Genomic DNA, 16,206 nt, shown 5'->3' on the forward strand with positions numbered 1-16,206 from the left:
GGCTTAACCGTCTTGTAGAAGGAATCCCCTCACTTTAGGGAGGGGAGGAAGTCAAAAAATACTCACCACAATGTTATTGCCATTGTCTAAGGCGTCATTATAAAACCCCAATAACTCATTATATGAAGCCAGCAATTCTTTATCCAAGTTTTCCTTTTTATCTTGCCAAATATTGGGTGGAAAAATAGCCTGCTCACGTAGTGACTTCATCGAGACTTTTTCTAAGCGTTTTTTAAAGTTAATTGGTTCTAGTGCATCAACGATTTCGACAATATGTGCCCACGGGATAAAAGCAATGAAATCGGCATCTTCATTGTCGCTAAAGGTTTCTACACCCACCACAAACTCGCTGACAGGCTCATCGGGTACAGGTTGGGTGGCGCTGTGTTTGGTTAACACAAAATGGATGATGTCCCACAGTTTGCCCAAATCTACCAATTGTGCTTGAGGCTGCTCACTCATACTTTCAAGTAACGCCGTTCGCGCTGTATCAGTGGCATTTTGCAGTTGCTCGAGCAGGGCGTTATCGACCATCAAATATTGTGCGATCATACAATTTCCTAGTTATAAAGTAGCGAGATATTAGCGTAGTGGGATATGACAGTCCTATCACTTTATGTTAAGACGAGGACCACAAGCGAAGATAGTATACCTCATACAGCAAGCGATTTTGACGATGTATTCACTTGAATTGACCGACTCATTTAGCTGACTTATTGGACTGATTTATTTAGCAGACTTATTTAACCGATTAGACCCGCTGACATATTGATTAATGAGGCTAAAATTGCGGTATTAAAGAAAAATGATAACACACAATGGATGGTACCGATGATCCGACTTTGCTGGGTGTTGAAGGCGACATCCGCTGTTTGACCAGATGTACCAATGATGTAGGAAAAATATAAAAAATCCCAGTAGGCAGGGTCATCATCGTTAGGAAAATCTAGCATTTCTGCGTTTTTTTCTTCTTTAAGCAAGAAATACTCGTGGGTGTAATGAATAGCAAACATGGTATGAATAAACAGCCAGGCCGTCAAAATCGTCATGGCGGTGAGCGCGATATGAAACAGCATCAAAGCGCCTTTGGCGTCCTTGCTCGCGCCCAACTCTACGACAATCGCGAGCATACTGACAATGGCTGTGACAAAAACCAAAATCAGCATTAACACCGTGCCTTCGTCTTCAGCATGGGCTTTATCCAAAATTGCATGTTGATCGGCTTTATACATCATCCGAAAAATAGCCAGTAAATACACCCAAAGCCCGATATTCCAAGCCAGCAAAAATTGCGTCACAAACTTTAATTTATCGTAGGCTACCGCCAACGTCCAATCTTTGGGTAATAGACCAACTAGCGCTGATAGTCCAAAATACACCACCAACATCGTGGCAAATCCTAACAGTAGACGAGGGCGGCTTTGAAAAAAACGATAGATGTAACCAATCATGGCTGTTTCCTTATGGCTGCCTACGTCGTCGGCTTGTGGGGTGCTTTGATTGTGGCGATTTAGGCGTTAACAGGCGAGGTTTTTTGCGCGATTGTGGCGTTGTCGTTGCCGCGGATAAAGGTTGGACACCCAGTCGCTTTAAATCGGCAGGTGATAGCGGTATTTGTGTGGATGCGCCAACCTCTAAATTTCCCAAGCTAAAGCCACTCGATGCCATGCGAATCAGCCGAAGACAAGGCAGTCCCACATGGGCCGCCATGCGACGTACTTGACGATTTTTACCTTCAAAAATAGTAATGGCGAGCCACGTGGTGACTTTGCGTTTGGCAATCTTGTCCGGCGCTTGCCAAATATGCTCGGCAATTTGTGTTTCGCTTAGCCGTACAACTTCGGCAGGTAAGGTGATACCGTCTTTGAGTGGCACCCCTGTTTGTAGTTGTTGTAACTGGGCATCGCTTGCATCGCCTTCCACCTGTATCCAGTAGGTTTTGCCTTGTTGTTTGCCTGCATTGGCTTTGGGTGGATGGGTCAAGGCTTTATTGACTTGTCCATCAGCGGTTAGCAGTAGCAATCCTTCGGAAGTGGCATCTAATCGCCCCGCCACGCGTAGGCTTTTGTCGCTAAAATAATCGCTGAGCGTCGCAAAGTTGTTATTATCATCGCTGCGAAATTGGCTGAGTACGCCATAAGGTTTGTTAAATAAAATCAGTGTCGGCATGGTAGAGGGTGACAAGTGAGTGAAAAAAAGCTTAAAGCGCATCAAGCAGATAAGTTACCCAGTGTAAACGCTAATCTTGGCTATTGCAAATTGGCTATTGCAACAAAGTCACCGTTATAAACCATACCGCCCAACGCCATACATATTTTGCAAAATTGTGCCAAATTGTGCCAGATTGCGTAAAAGGATAAGCCCGTATTTTTGGCTAAAAACAAGGTATAATAATCCATTCATAAAACTACAATAATACTAACATATGTCCTATCACTATCAATTTACCACTGAGTTTGACTGGCGCTCACAGACACAGTGGCAGACGCCTGATACGCCCTTTATGCACTTTGATTTTTGGCAAGCGCTGATAGATGCAAAGCTGATTGGTGAGCGCAGCGATTGGTGGGTGCAGTATGTGCAGATTGTAGATGACAGTGCTCAACTGATTGCCGTGATGCCCGTGTTTATCAAAAAGCATCACCAAGGCGAATATGTGTTTGATTTTAGCTGGGCAGAAGCCTTTGAGCGCTATGGTAGAAATTATTATCCAAGATTGGTGACAAGCGTCCCCTTTACCCCCGTCACCGGCGAGCGGATTTGGGTGGCACAAGGCAAGTCATTAACCGCGCCACTGTATCAGACCTTACTACAAGCGATTGATGAATTGGCAAGCCGCTATCAAGCATCCACTTGGCACGGACTGTTTTTCTCCCCAAAAGATGTCCAAGCGTTGCACAATATGCCCAATATTTGCGAGCGGCTAAGCTGTCAGTTTTTATGGCAAAATCGCAATCTACAGGATAAAAAATTCGCCAATTTTGATGAGTTTTTGGCAACATTAACTGCCAAAAAACGCAAATCAATTAAAGTGGAACGCCAAAAGGTGCTCAAACAAAATCTAAGTTGTCAGGTTAAAATCGGTGACGATATCACCGAGGCGGATTGGGCAGTTTTTTATCAATGCTATGCCATGACCTATCTGGTCAGAGGGCGGCAGCCGTATTTGAATTTAGCATTTTTTAAGCAGCTTGGGCAGACTATGGCAGACAAGCTGATGCTCGCTCAAGCGCATAACGCGCACGGTGATATCGTGGCTTGTAGTTTGTTTTTTTTCGATGACGATGCCACTATCAGCACGTTATATGGTCGCTATTGGGGCTGCCTAGAAGAGTATGATTGTTTACATTTTGAGCTGTGTTATTACCAAGGCATTGAGTTTGCTATCAAGCATGGCCTTCACTACTTTGACCCTGGTACCCAAGGGGAGCACAAGTTGATTCGCGGCTTTTATCCAGTGTTGACCCATTCGCTACACCGTGTCTACGACAAGGTGTTTGCCCCTGCCATTGCCCAATTTTGCCAAGACGAACAGCACGCTATATTGGCGTACCAAGCCGATGCGATGACCGCGTTACCTTTTAATGACACCTATAAAAGCCAATTTTTTGGTGACGGTGCCGCGCAAGGCACAATAACCGATAATGAGTTTTTGAAAAAATAATGATAAATATTGGTCTAAACCTAAACCTGGCTGGCGCGCATTTGAGCGTGGCACACAAACAGCAGATACCGCCGAAACTTATCCCTTGGCTGACGTCAACAGGGTCGCTTACCGCCAAATTTGAAGCCTTATCTCAGCATAGACTCATCGTACAGCCGACGTTTGAAGGACGGCAAACCTTGTCCCTGAGCGAAAAGCGCCAATTGCAGTTACCGCTTGGTGTGAGCCAATCGGCATGGGTGCGCGAAGCCTTATTATTTGGCAAGCCTAATCAAGATGCGTGGGTGATGGCGCGGTCCGTATTTCCGTTTGCCAGTCTCATTGGTAATGCGCGAAAACTGGCGAATCTGGGCACAACACCGATTGGCTATATACTGTTTCGTCGGCATGGCGCAGTGATGACCAATCGCTGGATTGATGTGACAGCGCAAGGCTGGCGACGCACCACCCTTTACCAATGGCAGGGCAGAAATTTTTTGATTAGTGAAACCTTTTTACCTGCGTTTGAAAATAGCCTTATGGGTGAAGAAGAAAACGGCATGATTCATGTCAGCACTGACAAAGGAGAAGGATAAGTACAAAAACCACTGGTTGCTGTGCGCTAGTATTTAAATAGTTAGCCAAAAAAAGACAGTTAGGGTAACTGTCTTTTTTTATGAAAATTTTTTGGATGGCGCGTTGTATTAATGAGTTTTTCAAACCAATATCAGTCAGGTCAGTAGCCGAAGACAAGTAATAGGACAAATTCAGTCAAATGGCTGGATTATTCACTAAAAAAAACCAAACCATGCTAAACTAAGCCATATTTTCGGTTTTATCCGCCCATTTTTTGACTCACTTAAAAGGAAATTGCCATGTTTAAAAATGTCACTATTCACCAGTTTGACGCTGAACTTGCCCAAGCGATGGACAATGAAGCCAAACGTCAAGAAGACCATATTGAACTGATTGCTTCAGAAAACTACTGTTCACCAGCGGTGATGGAAGCGCAAGGTAGCCAATTGACCAATAAATATGCCGAAGGTTATCCAGGCAAACGTTATTACGGTGGCTGTGAGTATGTTGACGTGGTTGAGCAATTAGCGATTGACCGTGCCAAAGAATTGTTTGGCGCAGACTATGCCAACGTTCAGCCACACGCGGGTAGCCAAGCCAACAGCGCGGTATTTTTAGCCTTATTAAAAGCGGGTGACACGGTACTTGGCATGAGCCTTGCCGATGGCGGTCACTTGACGCATGGTGCACATGTGAACTTCTCTGGTATCAACTATAAAGCCGTACAATATGGCTTAAATAAAGAAACGGGCATCATCGACTATGATGAAGTCGAACGCCTAGCCAAAGAGCACCAACCCAAAATGATTATCGCGGGTTTTTCTGCTTATAGCCAAGTGGTTGATTGGCAAAAATTCCGTGACATCGCAGACAGCGTTGGCGCATACTTGATGGTCGACATGGCACATGTAGCAGGACTGGTTGCTGCAGGTGTTTATCCAAGCCCTGTGCAAATCGCTGACGTTACTACCACCACTACCCACAAAACCCTACGCGGTCCACGTTCAGGCTTAATCTTGGCAAAAGCCAACCCAGAGATTGAGAAAAAACTCAACTCTGCCGTGTTCCCTGGAAACCAAGGTGGTCCATTAATGCACGCGATTGCGGGTAAAGCTGTGTGTTTTAAAGAAGCGTTAAGCGAAGATTTCAAAGCCTACCAACAACAAGTGGTTAAAAACGCCAAAGCCATGGCAGATGTCATCATGTCGCGTGGTTATGATATCGTCTCGGGCGGCACAGAAAATCACTTAATGCTGATTAGCTTAATCAAACAAGAAATCACCGGTAAAGAAGCGGATAAATGGTTGGGCGATGCCCACATCACCGTCAACAAAAACGCGGTACCAAATGACCCTAAATCACCGTTTGTAACGTCTGGGGTGCGTATTGGTACGCCCGCAGTCACTACCCGTGGGTTTGGTGAAGCGGAAGTAAGAGAATTGGCTGGCTGGATTTGTGATGTGCTCGATAGCCGCGGTGATGAAAAAGTTATCGGCGAAGTGCGTGAAAAAGTCCAAGCAATTTGCGCCAAACACCCAGTGTACGAGCAAACAGCTTAATCATCGGCTATTAAAAACCGCTCAAAAAACCGCCTAAGTCGTGACTCTAGGCGGTTTTTTTATGGCTAACATTTATTGATTGAGACGGCTCAAATGCGACGCTTTGAACCTGTTATCTTATGCACTAGATTTTAAGCTAGGCAAAGCGCGATTTACCAATACCAAAGCGTGATAAGAATTTTTTGACTTTATTACCAAAACTACGCGTTTCAACATCAGTGACCGCATCAACGACATGTCGCGCTTGTAATTTTGGTTGATTGACTAAGGTTTGGTGATAATCATAAGCGCGCTGAATACTGATTTCGAGTAACAACAAATTACTGGGGCGCGGTAGGTAGCGATACACTTGCCCTTTATTGATCAAGTCGATTAAGGTGTGGCTATCGTTGAGTGAGGTGAGTACCAATACCGCTAAATCTGGAAAGCTTTGTTTTAATGCATAGATTACGGGTGAAATATTCTCGCCACCCAAGGACACATCGGTGATTGCCACGCCAAAACGGTCGTTTTCTAGTAGCTCAATCGCTTTTTCTAATGAATTTGCCCAGTGCGTTTCAAACTGGGTGAATTTTTGCTGCATCTGTAAATATACCATCTCACTGTCATCGATCACCAACACTTTGCGTTTGGCGATGGTTGGCTGAGCGACATGCAGATTATCTTTGAATACATCTTTGGTTTGCAGAGCGATTTGGGTGGCTTGATTGACGATACTTTTAAGTTCATCCGTCTGCCAAGGTTTGGTGATATAGCGAAAAATCTCCCCTTCGTTGATGGAATCAATTACTGCAGTTAAGTCTGCATAGCCGGTCAATAAGATGCGGATAGTATGGGGTGATACGTCTTTGACCTCTTTTAGTACTTCGACACCCAGTTTTTTTGGCATGCGTTGGTCGCTAATCACCACTTGGACCTCGTTATTTTGCACATAGCTTAGTAGCTCATCGGGCTCGGTAGTGGTAAACACATCATGGGTGGCGCGAAAATGCATTTTTAGGCTGCGTAGAATGCGGTCTTCATCATCGATAAAGGCAATTTTAGGTTTGGTAACGGTCGTTATCATGGTCATGTCACTTAGGTATGTTGACTAAAATCAAGGTTGACTACAATTAAGGTTGACCACAATCAAGTGTGGCTCGTGTATGGCTGAGCAGATTGCCTGTCAGCCATCGGTTATTGGTTATCTAACATTAGCATTAGTATTAGCTTTCTTCTGCGATTAAAAGCTTGGGTGATTGCTCGCTGCTAATCGCTGTTTTGGGCAATCTGATGGTAAATGTCGTGCCTTCGCCAAGTTGTGATTGCACATGAATATCGCCGTTATGCTGCTGCATGATTTGGGTCGAAATGGCAAGACCCAGTCCCGTACCTTCGCCTGCCGCTTTGGTGGTAAAGAAGGGTTCAAAAATCTTGGCTTGGGTCTCAGCGCTCATCCCAGTACCGTTGTCCGCCACGCTGATATACACATTAGCGGCATCTTCTGTGCTAGTAATGTGTAATGTAGGGTGCTGAGTTTGCCCCATCGCTTGTGCTGCGTTATTAAATAGATTTAGCAGCACTTGGTTAATCTGGGATGGGTTACAACTAACCGGTTCGATAGCATTTAACTCAGTTATCACCTCTAAATGCTTGATATTGTTACGGGCAATAACTAGGGAGTTTTTGATACAGTCGTTGATATCGACGGCTTTGATTTTGGCTTGGTCGATGCGAGAAAAATCACGTAAATTGACGACCAATTCTGAGATTTGGCTAACCCCAAATTTGGCATCATCCACCAATCCATGCAAATCATCACTCACCGCATCGGCGACCAATTCATCACTGCAAGCAATGGTTTGTTCAATCGTTTGATTGATGGTTGCTGTATCAGTCGGCGACGCTTGCATCAGTTGTTTGAGCTGCTGGGTATGGTCAATCAGTTCGTCATAACGTACGATATTTTCATCAATCAACTCTAAATTACTACCCACATAGCCCAATGGCGTGTTCACTTCATGGGCAACACCTGCGACCATTTGACCGATGGTTGCCATTTTCTCTGATTGTACTAACTGCACTTGAGAGGCTTTTAAATCTTTTAATGCTTGGTGTAAGTTTTCGGTACGCTCCACCACTTGCTGCTCTAAGCGTTCATTGACTTTTGCTAATGCGCCTTCGTTCTCGACCACCCGATCAACCAGCTGGTTCATCGAGTCAGTAATCACGCCAATTTCTTGAATGTTTGCCGGTGGCAATTTGTGCTCACGCAGTGACAGATATTTTTTTTGTGCAATCAACTGACCGATTTCACGGACGTTACGAGCGACTTGGTGCAGCGGTACCGCCAAAATACGGTGGAAAATATAACCACTTAATAGCAGTACCGGTAAGAAACCCAATAGCATATACCATTGCAACTGTTTACCTAGCTGATTGGCAAATAACATCAGTTCTTGATTGGGTTTGACGATGACCATTTTCCAATTGGTCATCGGCATGGCAAAAATAAACGCTGTGGAAGGGGTTTTGAGCAATAAATCGTTGTCTAAGCTGACTTGTTCGACAAAATGGGTGGCGTTGAGATTTTCATTTTGCCCGCTTTGGGTCATTAGCATGGCTGAAATGATGCGTGCCTCTGAGGGAGAGATTTTTTGTAGGTTGGTACTACTCACTAGCGTATTGGCGGTAAAATCAAATTTACCACCGTCTATTTTTTGCGCTTGCTTGATGATGTTGTCATTGATGTTGTCTAAGCTTTTGGCAATGGGGGCAAAATCAGGGTTTTTCTTGGCAAAACTATTGACATCAATCATCTCGCCTTGCGGGTTACTAGCAGTCACTTGTTTGACTTGGGCTTCATTGGGGAAAGTCAAAAAGTTGTTGTTCATATCGACCAAAAACACATAACCGCCTGTTTTGCGCTGCCATTCTTTGACCATAGACTGCATACGGCCGAGCAGCACATCAAAACTCACCACCCCTTCAAAGCCATTGTTTTGCGCATTAAAAATCGCCTTGGCGCAGGTCATGACGGGCTGTTTGGTGGTCGGGTGAATATAAGCACGGCTCCACACACAGTGGTCATGATTGGCATACACAGCAGGCACATACCACCAGTCACGGTAATAGGGCATGGCAAGCTGTGGTTGGGTTTTCTGGCTGTCCACCCGATTTGTGGTAAGTTTGGCTGGTGCTTGATAGCCAGGATTGATGGTTTGATAGTGGCTCGCAGACTGCATGACACCTTGCATATCCCGTTGCCAAACAAACGCGGCTTCATCGACGTTAGGTTTGTACATCAAAGGGTCATACCATATACCGCCGCCGACAATGCCTTTATCCATATTTGCCATTAAATTGCCAACACTGGTGTTGATGATATCGGCATTTTTGGGCAAACTGCCAGTCATACGACTGGCTGTCACTGCCATGCCATCAATTTGACTCACACGCGACAAAATACCATTCACCGCCTCATTGCCAGTTTCAATGATAGTCTGAGAGGTCAGTTTGGCGACTTCAGGCTTGGCTTGCTGGTCAATGATCCAATACACCATCGCCAAAAACACCAAAAAAACCAGCAATAATACGCATAACAAGCGTGTGGTAAGGTTGGAAAAATTCATCATTGTCACTTATCTGTTGGCAAATTGATTGGCTAATTAAATGACCCGTTGCATCGCTTAGCCCAAGTAAAAAAGCTTACAAACTCTTAAAGCCGCCGTTAACGCAAAATAAAAACGATGGTTTATCTTAATTTCTCAAATTGCGTTATCCTGTTGAGAAAATCGATTGCACCATCGTCCGTCGGTGACGGTAGTGTAGTCAGGTTATATGACAAAATGATGAATTATACCGATGAAAGGTAATGGGGCAATCCATAGCAATTTTTAAATCACATTTTGCTAAATTATTAAACTTAAGTTGTATAAAAAGTCGGATGAAATGCAGAAAATGTTACGAATTCATTGTGTGATAGGATGGTGTGATAGGATGGACATGAAAAAAGCCCTGAATGCTGTTGAGCGCTTTTCCATGGCTAATAGTTAATGGTGAATGGTTACCGTGTAAACTAACGCTACATTAATGAGATGCTTTATCGTGCTCTGTCAAACGATTAGCTGCTTTATTCATAGCCACTTATGGTATGGATTAATTCGTGCAATTCTTCATTGGATAGCACAATAAATAGCTCACTGGGCTTAATACGGCTGTCCATTTGAAACAACTAATCATTCATATTTGTATCCAAATAGTTACTAGCGTAACAGTTTTAAAAATGCCCATCGCTTTGCGATAACATCGGCCAAATAAAGCTAAAGCGTTCCTGCCCAGGTGTGCCATATAGCCAATATTAATGCCGCCCTCTAGCGCCAATTCACCGACTGACTAGATTTGGCAAGTGGGTTAGGGGCATTGGGGTATCACTGATGGTAACAGCTAAAAATTGCGTAGACTGGGCAACACCAGATGATGGATTGCCAACTCGAGCAGGCGCATTAAAGACTAAGCGCTAGTGTTAATGTATTGTCTGTCGCTGATTGATAAGCGTCAACGGCATCAGCGGTGAGTTTAGCGGCAGCGGATGGCATATTGTCAACAGGTATACCAGACAAGAACGGCAATTGTGAAAACAACCACTCGCTCAATGGCGCTAAATCTTTGATGGGTAACACCAATAAATCTTGCGATAAATAGCCGCTTTCCGTCTCACTACGAGCGGTATAAATAGTTGCCGTATTGTGTTTGCTACTAATTAACTTTTGAACACTTTCAGCATGACGCAAATCATGATTGACCATGAATAAATCAATTTGCTGATTGTTCGCTGATACCCATTCAAGGTCTGCTTCGAGTCTAAGCAAGAGGCGTAGATAGCCTTTTAGCATCACTTGGTCGCCAGGCTTGATACCAACCAAAGCAATCCGCATCACTTTTTTTAGACGATCTGAGGCAGACGTGACATTCATCCAGTAAACTCTCCAACAGCTAGCGAATTGATCTTTTACACGACTAAAACGCCATCAAGCATCCCTGCAATAAATTATCGTAAACCTGGGTTAGGGATACGTTAACTGGCTATGATGATTACAATTTTTGATGATGTAGCAAATACATGTCGTCTAAAACTAGCGGGCTATAAAGTTGAGATTTTAGCAACATTCCTATGATTAAGGTAGGTTACATATCTATTATTTATGCCTTTCATACCAATTCTGACAGGGCAAAAAAACAATACAAAACTCAAAATCGGTTTTATCCTTAAATTAATCTTATTTAGGCGCAAAAAATTGGTTTAACGGCAACTGTTAGTGGGCGCGGTGACTTTCACAGTGACTTGTACATTTGCCAGTGCAAATAGCGATTGCACTTGCTTTTGGGCATTATCGTTGGCAGTTTGTAGAATGCCAGAGCGGCAAGCGGAAGTCAGCACTTGGTCTTTGCCAGCCACTTGGGCTTGGTTAAATATTTGTGGGTCGGCTTGCACCATGCCAAATACCCCTGTTTGAATATCATACACTTCAATGTTATCTAAATAACTATCCAAAATCTGCGCAGCGGGCAAGGTGATACTGACATGGCTACCATCTGGGGTCACTTGTACATCAGTGGGTTTTAATTGATTTAAGTCAATGCCCGCGGTCACCCGTCCATGAGCGACAAACAGCCCCTTTTGCTCATCTTGCCACAGGGCGTACCAATTGCCTTCTTTTTGGCTGGTGATAACGGTATCGACATTATAGGCCACAGTTTGTAGTCGATTGAGACTTTGAATCTTAGTGACCACGCCTTCGCGGGTTAATACCTCAACTTTTTTAGGCGTATTTGCTTGTTGCCATTGCAAAAATAGCCAACCTGCCACCGCAATCACAGCCAGTAAAAATAAACTCACCCAAAAAGAAACCGGCTTTTTGTTGCCCGATGCGGGCGGTTCTGGCAAGTTTGTAGTCGGTTTTGCCTGAGACGATGGCGTGGAAGATGAAGTGGGGAGTTGGGTCATGTATCCATTCCTAATCGTTTAATAGTGGATACTATTTTGTATGGTTATGACTTGCCATAATTTCAATGTGTCGGGTTTAAATAGCCAATGGGTATGACCAAATTGTCATAATTATTGTCATAATGTCCAAAAATGCTAAAATTAAAAAAGCTAAGTCCAAAAATACGGCATCGACTTGGCAAAAATTAAAAAAACTATTGCACCACCCAGTGGCATAAAATAAGATAATCGGTTTACCAAATAGTCTATCCATTCTCGTTTTTTTCTTATTTCAAGCCGTACAAACAAGGTGTGCCATGCGAGCCAGTCAATTTACTTTTGCAACGTTAAAAGAAACCCCAAGTGATGCCGATATCATCTCCAGCCAATTAATGCTCCGTGCAGGGATGATTCGTAAATCTGCGTCGGGTCTCTACACGTGGCTACCGATGGGTCTAAAAACCTTACAAAAAGTTAAAAAAATCATCCGTGAAGAGATGGATGCCATCAACTGCCAAGAGCTGCTCATGCCTGTGGTGCAATCTGCCGAGCTTTGGCAAGAATCAGGTCGTTGGGAAGCTTATGGCCCTGAACTGCTGCGGTTTAAAGACCGTCACCAACGCGACTTTGTGTTAGGCCCAACGCATGAAGAAGTGATAACCGATATCGCGCGTAACTTGCTAAAAAGCTATAAACAGCTCCCTGTGAGCTACTACCAAGTACAAACCAAATTTCGTGATGAAATTCGCCCACGCTTTGGGGTCATGCGTTCGCGTGAATTTATCATGAAAGATGCCTATTCATTTCATATCGACCAGCCCTCACTACAGCGCACCTATGATGATATGTACCGCGCTTATCATAATATCTTTACCCGTCTTGGGTTAGACTTTCGTGCGGTGCAAGCCGATACTGGCTCGATTGGTGGATTTGCGTCGCATGAGTTTCAAGTCCTCGCTGGCAGTGGTGAAGACGATATCGTATTTTCAGATAGCTCAGATTATGCGGCCAATATCGAGCTTGCTGAAGCGGTGGCGGTCGGTGAACGTGCTACCCCAACGCAGGACAAAGCCGATGTCAGCACGCCCAATATGCCAACCTGTGAGCAAGTGGCTCAGCATTTAGGCTTGCCATTGTCACAGACGGTCAAAACTTTAATCGTCGAAGGCGAACCTACCGCAGAAGGTAAAAGCACCTTAGTCGCGTTAGTGTTACGGGGCGATCATACCCTAAATGAAATCAAAGCCGAAAAATTGGCGCAAGTCAAAGCCCCACTCACCATGGCGAGCGAAGAGGCGATGCAAGCGGCGGGCCTGCACAAAGGGTTTATCGGGGTATTTGATTTGAACATGCCAGTGATTGTAGATCGTGCTGCTGCGGTGTTATCAGATTTTGTTAGCGGTGCCAACAAGCCAGATTTTCATACCACGGGCGTCAACTGGGAGCGTGATGCGTCCATTACCGAAATTGCCGATATTCGCAACGTGGTAGAAGGCGACCCAAGCCCAGATGGACAAGGTACTTTACAAATCCGCCGCGGTATCGAAGTTGGTCATATCTTCCAATTGGGTGACAAGTACGCCAAAGCATTAAACTGTGCGGTGATGGGCGAGCAGGGCAAACCTGTCATTACTATGATGGGCTGTTATGGTATCGGGGTTACCCGTATCGTCGCCGCCGCAATTGAACAAAATCACGATGACAATGGTATCATTTGGAAAACCAGTAGCACAGGTGAGAGCCTTGCGCCATTCACTGTGGCGATTGTGCCGATGATTAAAGGCAAAATGAAAGATGCTCTAGACCCAGCGAAAGGGGACAAAGCAATGCTACTTGCCGAAGCGCTTTACACAGAGCTAAAAGCCCAAGGTGTTGATGTGCTGCTTGATGACCGAGACGAGCGTGCGGGGGTAAAATTCGCCGATTTAGAGCTCATCGGCATTCCTCATCGTATTGTTATCTCAGAGAAAAATATCAGTGAAACAGGCGAGGTGAAATACGAATATGTCAATCGCCAAGATGGTGAAAAACAATTGCTCACTGCTGCGCAATTAAACCAACTGTTTAAAGACAATCAATTGATTGGCTAACAGAGCAACTTACCGCTACAAACGATTAGGTTTGATGGATGATTTGAGTCGAACATTTACACGTTTTGTATGGTGTGGAAAAACTGACAGTGCTAAGATGGGCTGTCAGTTTTTTCTGTTTATCGCTTCATTAAATAGAGTAAGGAAAGTCATGCAATACAAACAACTTACCGCCAGTGTATTTGCCCTGTTGATGGGTGGGGCGATCCTGGGACAAAGTTACCAAACCGCCATTGCAGCATCGACGAGCGTCGGACAGATCAATAACGAGCAGCGGCAGGTGACTCGGCAAGTCGCAGCGTTGTTGGATCGTAGCCATTATCTAGATAAAAAAATGGATGCTGCAACGGGCAGGCAAATTTTAGGCGACTATTTTGATGCGCTTGACCCCAACCATAGCGTGTTTTTGCAGTCGGATATTGATGAATTTACCCAAAAATATGGCAATAGTTTCGCCGATTATCTCAAACGCGGTGATTTAAAAGCGGGTTTTGAAATTTATCAGCGTTTTATTGAACGCTCAAAAGCGTATTACACCTTTGCCGATAGCTTGTTAAAATCCCCTGTGAACTTACAGAGCAATGAAACGGTCATTATGAACCGTGAAAAATTGCCACGTTTTAAAACCGTTGCCGAGCAACGCGATTTTTGGCGCAAACAGCTGACCTACCAGCTGATTGGTATGACCATCAATCAAGATGAAGACAAAAACAAAGACAAGTTTTTGCAAGAAAATGCTGATAAATACAACGCCAGTGATTTAGTCAAAAACGAAACGCGCTCACCAAGCCAAGTGCTAGACCAGCGTTTAAAGCGCCAATATGCGCAGCTACAGCGTATCGATAGCGACCAAATCGTTGAAACCCTGTTAAATGCAGCGATGGCAGCCTATGACCCGCACAGTAATTATTTTGCCCCCGTGCAAGCTAATGAGATGCAAATCCAATCGACCCTTGAATTGGTCGGTATCGGTGTCTCGATTCAGCCCGATCGCAAGAATCCTGACTACACCCGTATCATCAGCCTAGTTGATGGCGGGCCTGCCGCTCGTTCGGGTCAAATCAAACCCAATGACTTAATCATCGGCGTATCCACTGAAGATAAAGGCATGGTCGATACCGTGGGTTATTCGACACGTGAAGTGGTGAACCTCATTCGCGGTAAAAAAGGTTCATCCGTCACTGTGCGCGTCAAAGCGCCTAACACCCCAGACAGTAGCGCGCGTAATGTCACCCTCATACGTGATGTGATTCAGCAAGAAGAATCGGGCGTCAATCATCGGGTGATTAGTATCAAAGATAAAAACGGACAAGCCAAAAAAATCGGTGTGCTAGAAATCCCAAGTTTTTATCTCAACTATAAAGCCCGCCGTGCGGGAGAAGACTATCGTAGTGTCAGCATTGATACGGAAAACGCGTTAAAAGCCTTAAACCAGCAAAATATCGATGGCTTAGTGGTGGACCTGCGTGATGACCCCGGTGGCTCACTCGATGAAGTCGCCAAAATGATTGGCTTGTTTGTCAAGTCAGGTCCGCTGGTACAAATTCGTGATAACCGCGGCAACATCCAAGTGTATGAAGACGAAGACAAAGGTAAGCAGCTGTATACAGGCCCGATGACCGTACTCATTAACCAAGGCTCAGCGTCAGCTAGCGAGATTTTTGCGGCAGCGATTCAAGATTATGGTCGCGGTCTGATTGTCGGTAGCACGACCACAGGTAAAGGCTCAGCGCAAATTCAGCTTGATAACCTTGCCTTAGGGTCAGCAACGTTAACCCAGCGCAAGTTCTACCGTATCACTGGCGGCAGTACCCAAAATAAAGGCGTGGTGCCCGATGTGCGCTTAGTCAATATCTATGAAGGCATGGAGTTTGGTGAACGTAGCATGAAAAACCCACTAGCGTGGGATACCATTCGTGCCGCGCCGTACCAACCTGCGGGTAACTATTCCCGTGAGACCTTGCAATCGCTCAATGCCTTGTCACAGCAGCGTCAAGCAGCCAATGCCCAGTTTGCTTATCTAAGCCAACTCAACAGAATCCGTAATGAGGAAGATGATAAGAAACCTGTCAAATTAGACATCAATGACCGCCGTACTTTCCGCAAAAACATTGAGGCAAAAATGTTGGCGGCAGAAAATGCGAGACGCCAAGCCAATGGGGAGAGCCCCTATAGCACGTGGACAGCGTACCAAGCTGCACAAGATGCAGAGTTAGAAGTCCGTAGCCGTCTAAAACAAGCCGAACGTCCAAAGCTGCCTGAAAGTGAAGCATTTGTGATTGAAGCGGCTAATGTCATGCTTGATGCACAGGCAGCCAACAACCAGCGCCCCTAATGCCAAAATGCGTGTAAGCAAAAGCTTACATGCATTGA

At 44.9% G+C, this 16,206-nt stretch carries 12 protein-coding genes; 5 read left to right on the plus strand and 7 right to left on the minus strand.

The features are described from left to right. Positions 1–51: 51 nt before the first annotated feature. The 3 genes from RTS09_RS07990 to RTS09_RS08000 form a co-directional block, all read right to left on the minus strand. Positions 52–552 carry a YfbM family protein gene (locus tag RTS09_RS07990; RefSeq protein WP_312535911.1) on the minus strand — a complete coding sequence of 167 codons (501 nt, stop codon included), beginning with the start codon at positions 550–552 and terminating at the stop codon, positions 52–54. 191 nt (positions 553–743) lie between these two features. Next, the gene (locus RTS09_RS07995; protein WP_312535914.1) at positions 744–1,451 is read right to left on the minus strand and encodes a DUF1345 domain-containing protein; all 708 of its coding nucleotides are present in this window, start codon (positions 1,449–1,451) and stop codon (positions 744–746) included. Between the two features lie 10 nt (positions 1,452–1,461). Further along, positions 1,462–2,169, minus strand: coding sequence for a pseudouridine synthase (locus tag RTS09_RS08000; protein ID WP_312535916.1), 708 nt, complete (start codon positions 2,167–2,169; stop codon positions 1,462–1,464). 256 nt (positions 2,170–2,425) lie between these two features. Here RTS09_RS08000 and RTS09_RS08005 point away from each other — a divergent pair, with 256 nt between their 5' ends. The 3 genes from RTS09_RS08005 (at position 2,426) to glyA (ending at position 5,778) form a co-directional block, all read left to right on the plus strand. Next, the gene (locus RTS09_RS08005; protein ID WP_312535918.1) at positions 2,426–3,664 is read left to right on the plus strand and encodes a GNAT family N-acetyltransferase; all 1,239 of its coding nucleotides are present in this window, start codon (positions 2,426–2,428) and stop codon (positions 3,662–3,664) included. Next, the gene (locus tag RTS09_RS08010) at positions 3,664–4,239 is read left to right on the plus strand and encodes a chorismate--pyruvate lyase family protein (protein WP_312535920.1); all 576 of its coding nucleotides are present in this window, start codon (positions 3,664–3,666) and stop codon (positions 4,237–4,239) included. Before RTS09_RS08005 ends, RTS09_RS08010 begins: the two co-directional genes overlap by 1 nt. A gap of 279 nt (positions 4,240–4,518) precedes the next feature. After that, positions 4,519–5,778, plus strand: coding sequence for a serine hydroxymethyltransferase (gene glyA / locus RTS09_RS08015; RefSeq protein ID WP_065254133.1), 1,260 nt, complete (start codon positions 4,519–4,521; stop codon positions 5,776–5,778). Positions 5,779–5,914: 136 nt separating this feature from the next. Here glyA and RTS09_RS08020 read toward each other — a convergent pair whose 3' ends face one another. The 4 genes from RTS09_RS08020 to RTS09_RS08035 all read right to left on the minus strand — a co-directional run bounded on the left by RTS09_RS08020 (position 5,915) and on the right by RTS09_RS08035 (position 11,764). Beyond that, positions 5,915–6,844, minus strand: coding sequence for a response regulator (locus tag RTS09_RS08020; RefSeq protein WP_312535925.1), 930 nt, complete (start codon positions 6,842–6,844; stop codon positions 5,915–5,917). 139 nt (positions 6,845–6,983) lie between these two features. Next, entirely contained in the window at positions 6,984–9,389 is a 2,406-nt protein-coding gene (locus RTS09_RS08025) for a sensor histidine kinase (RefSeq protein ID WP_312535928.1), read from the minus strand. A gap of 873 nt (positions 9,390–10,262) precedes the next feature. After that, entirely contained in the window at positions 10,263–10,733 is a 471-nt protein-coding gene (locus tag RTS09_RS08030; protein ID WP_007115428.1) for a hypothetical protein, read from the minus strand. Positions 10,734–11,059: 326 nt separating this feature from the next. Further along, complete coding sequence (locus tag RTS09_RS08035; RefSeq protein ID WP_312535930.1) at positions 11,060–11,764, minus strand: DUF4230 domain-containing protein; 705 nt, start codon at positions 11,762–11,764, stop codon at positions 11,060–11,062. A gap of 296 nt (positions 11,765–12,060) precedes the next feature. On the opposite strand from RTS09_RS08035, the gene RTS09_RS08040 reads away from it, so the two are divergent. Together RTS09_RS08040 and RTS09_RS08045 are read left to right on the plus strand one after the other, a co-directional pair. Further along, entirely contained in the window at positions 12,061–13,833 is a 1,773-nt protein-coding gene (locus tag RTS09_RS08040) for a proline--tRNA ligase (RefSeq protein WP_312535932.1), read from the plus strand. Positions 13,834–13,984: 151 nt separating this feature from the next. Continuing rightward, positions 13,985–16,168, plus strand: coding sequence for a carboxy terminal-processing peptidase (locus RTS09_RS08045; protein WP_312535934.1), 2,184 nt, complete (start codon positions 13,985–13,987; stop codon positions 16,166–16,168). The last annotated feature ends 38 nt before the right edge of the window (positions 16,169–16,206 follow it).

Source organism: Moraxella sp. CTOTU47618, from assembly GCF_032017425.1.
Lineage (GTDB): Bacteria > Pseudomonadota > Gammaproteobacteria > Pseudomonadales > Moraxellaceae > Faucicola > Faucicola tetraodonis.

What these genes read in the sequence shown, in the direction of transcription:
- RTS09_RS08045 (WP_312535934.1), top strand. Translation starts at nt 13,985, where the DNA reads ATGCAATACAAACAACTTACCGCCAGTGTATTTGCCCTGTTGATGGGT.
- RTS09_RS08040 (WP_312535932.1), top strand. Translation starts at nt 12,061, where the DNA reads ATGCGAGCCAGTCAATTTACTTTTGCAACGTTAAAAGAAACCCCAAGT.
- RTS09_RS08020 (WP_312535925.1), bottom strand. Translation starts at nt 6,844, where the DNA reads ATGATAACGACCGTTACCAAACCTAAAATTGCCTTTATCGATGATGAA.
- RTS09_RS08035 (WP_312535930.1), bottom strand. Translation starts at nt 11,764, where the DNA reads ATGACCCAACTCCCCACTTCATCTTCCACGCCATCGTCTCAGGCAAAA.
- RTS09_RS08010 (WP_312535920.1), top strand. Translation starts at nt 3,664, where the DNA reads ATGATAAATATTGGTCTAAACCTAAACCTGGCTGGCGCGCATTTGAGC.
- RTS09_RS08005 (WP_312535918.1), top strand. Translation starts at nt 2,426, where the DNA reads ATGTCCTATCACTATCAATTTACCACTGAGTTTGACTGGCGCTCACAG.
- RTS09_RS08025 (WP_312535928.1), bottom strand. Translation starts at nt 9,389, where the DNA reads ATGAATTTTTCCAACCTTACCACACGCTTGTTATGCGTATTATTGCTG.
- RTS09_RS08000 (WP_312535916.1), bottom strand. Translation starts at nt 2,169, where the DNA reads ATGCCGACACTGATTTTATTTAACAAACCTTATGGCGTACTCAGCCAA.
- glyA (WP_065254133.1), top strand. Translation starts at nt 4,519, where the DNA reads ATGTTTAAAAATGTCACTATTCACCAGTTTGACGCTGAACTTGCCCAA.
- RTS09_RS08030 (WP_007115428.1), bottom strand. Translation starts at nt 10,733, where the DNA reads ATGAATGTCACGTCTGCCTCAGATCGTCTAAAAAAAGTGATGCGGATT.
- RTS09_RS07995 (WP_312535914.1), bottom strand. Translation starts at nt 1,451, where the DNA reads ATGATTGGTTACATCTATCGTTTTTTTCAAAGCCGCCCTCGTCTACTG.
- RTS09_RS07990 (WP_312535911.1), bottom strand. Translation starts at nt 552, where the DNA reads ATGATCGCACAATATTTGATGGTCGATAACGCCCTGCTCGAGCAACTG.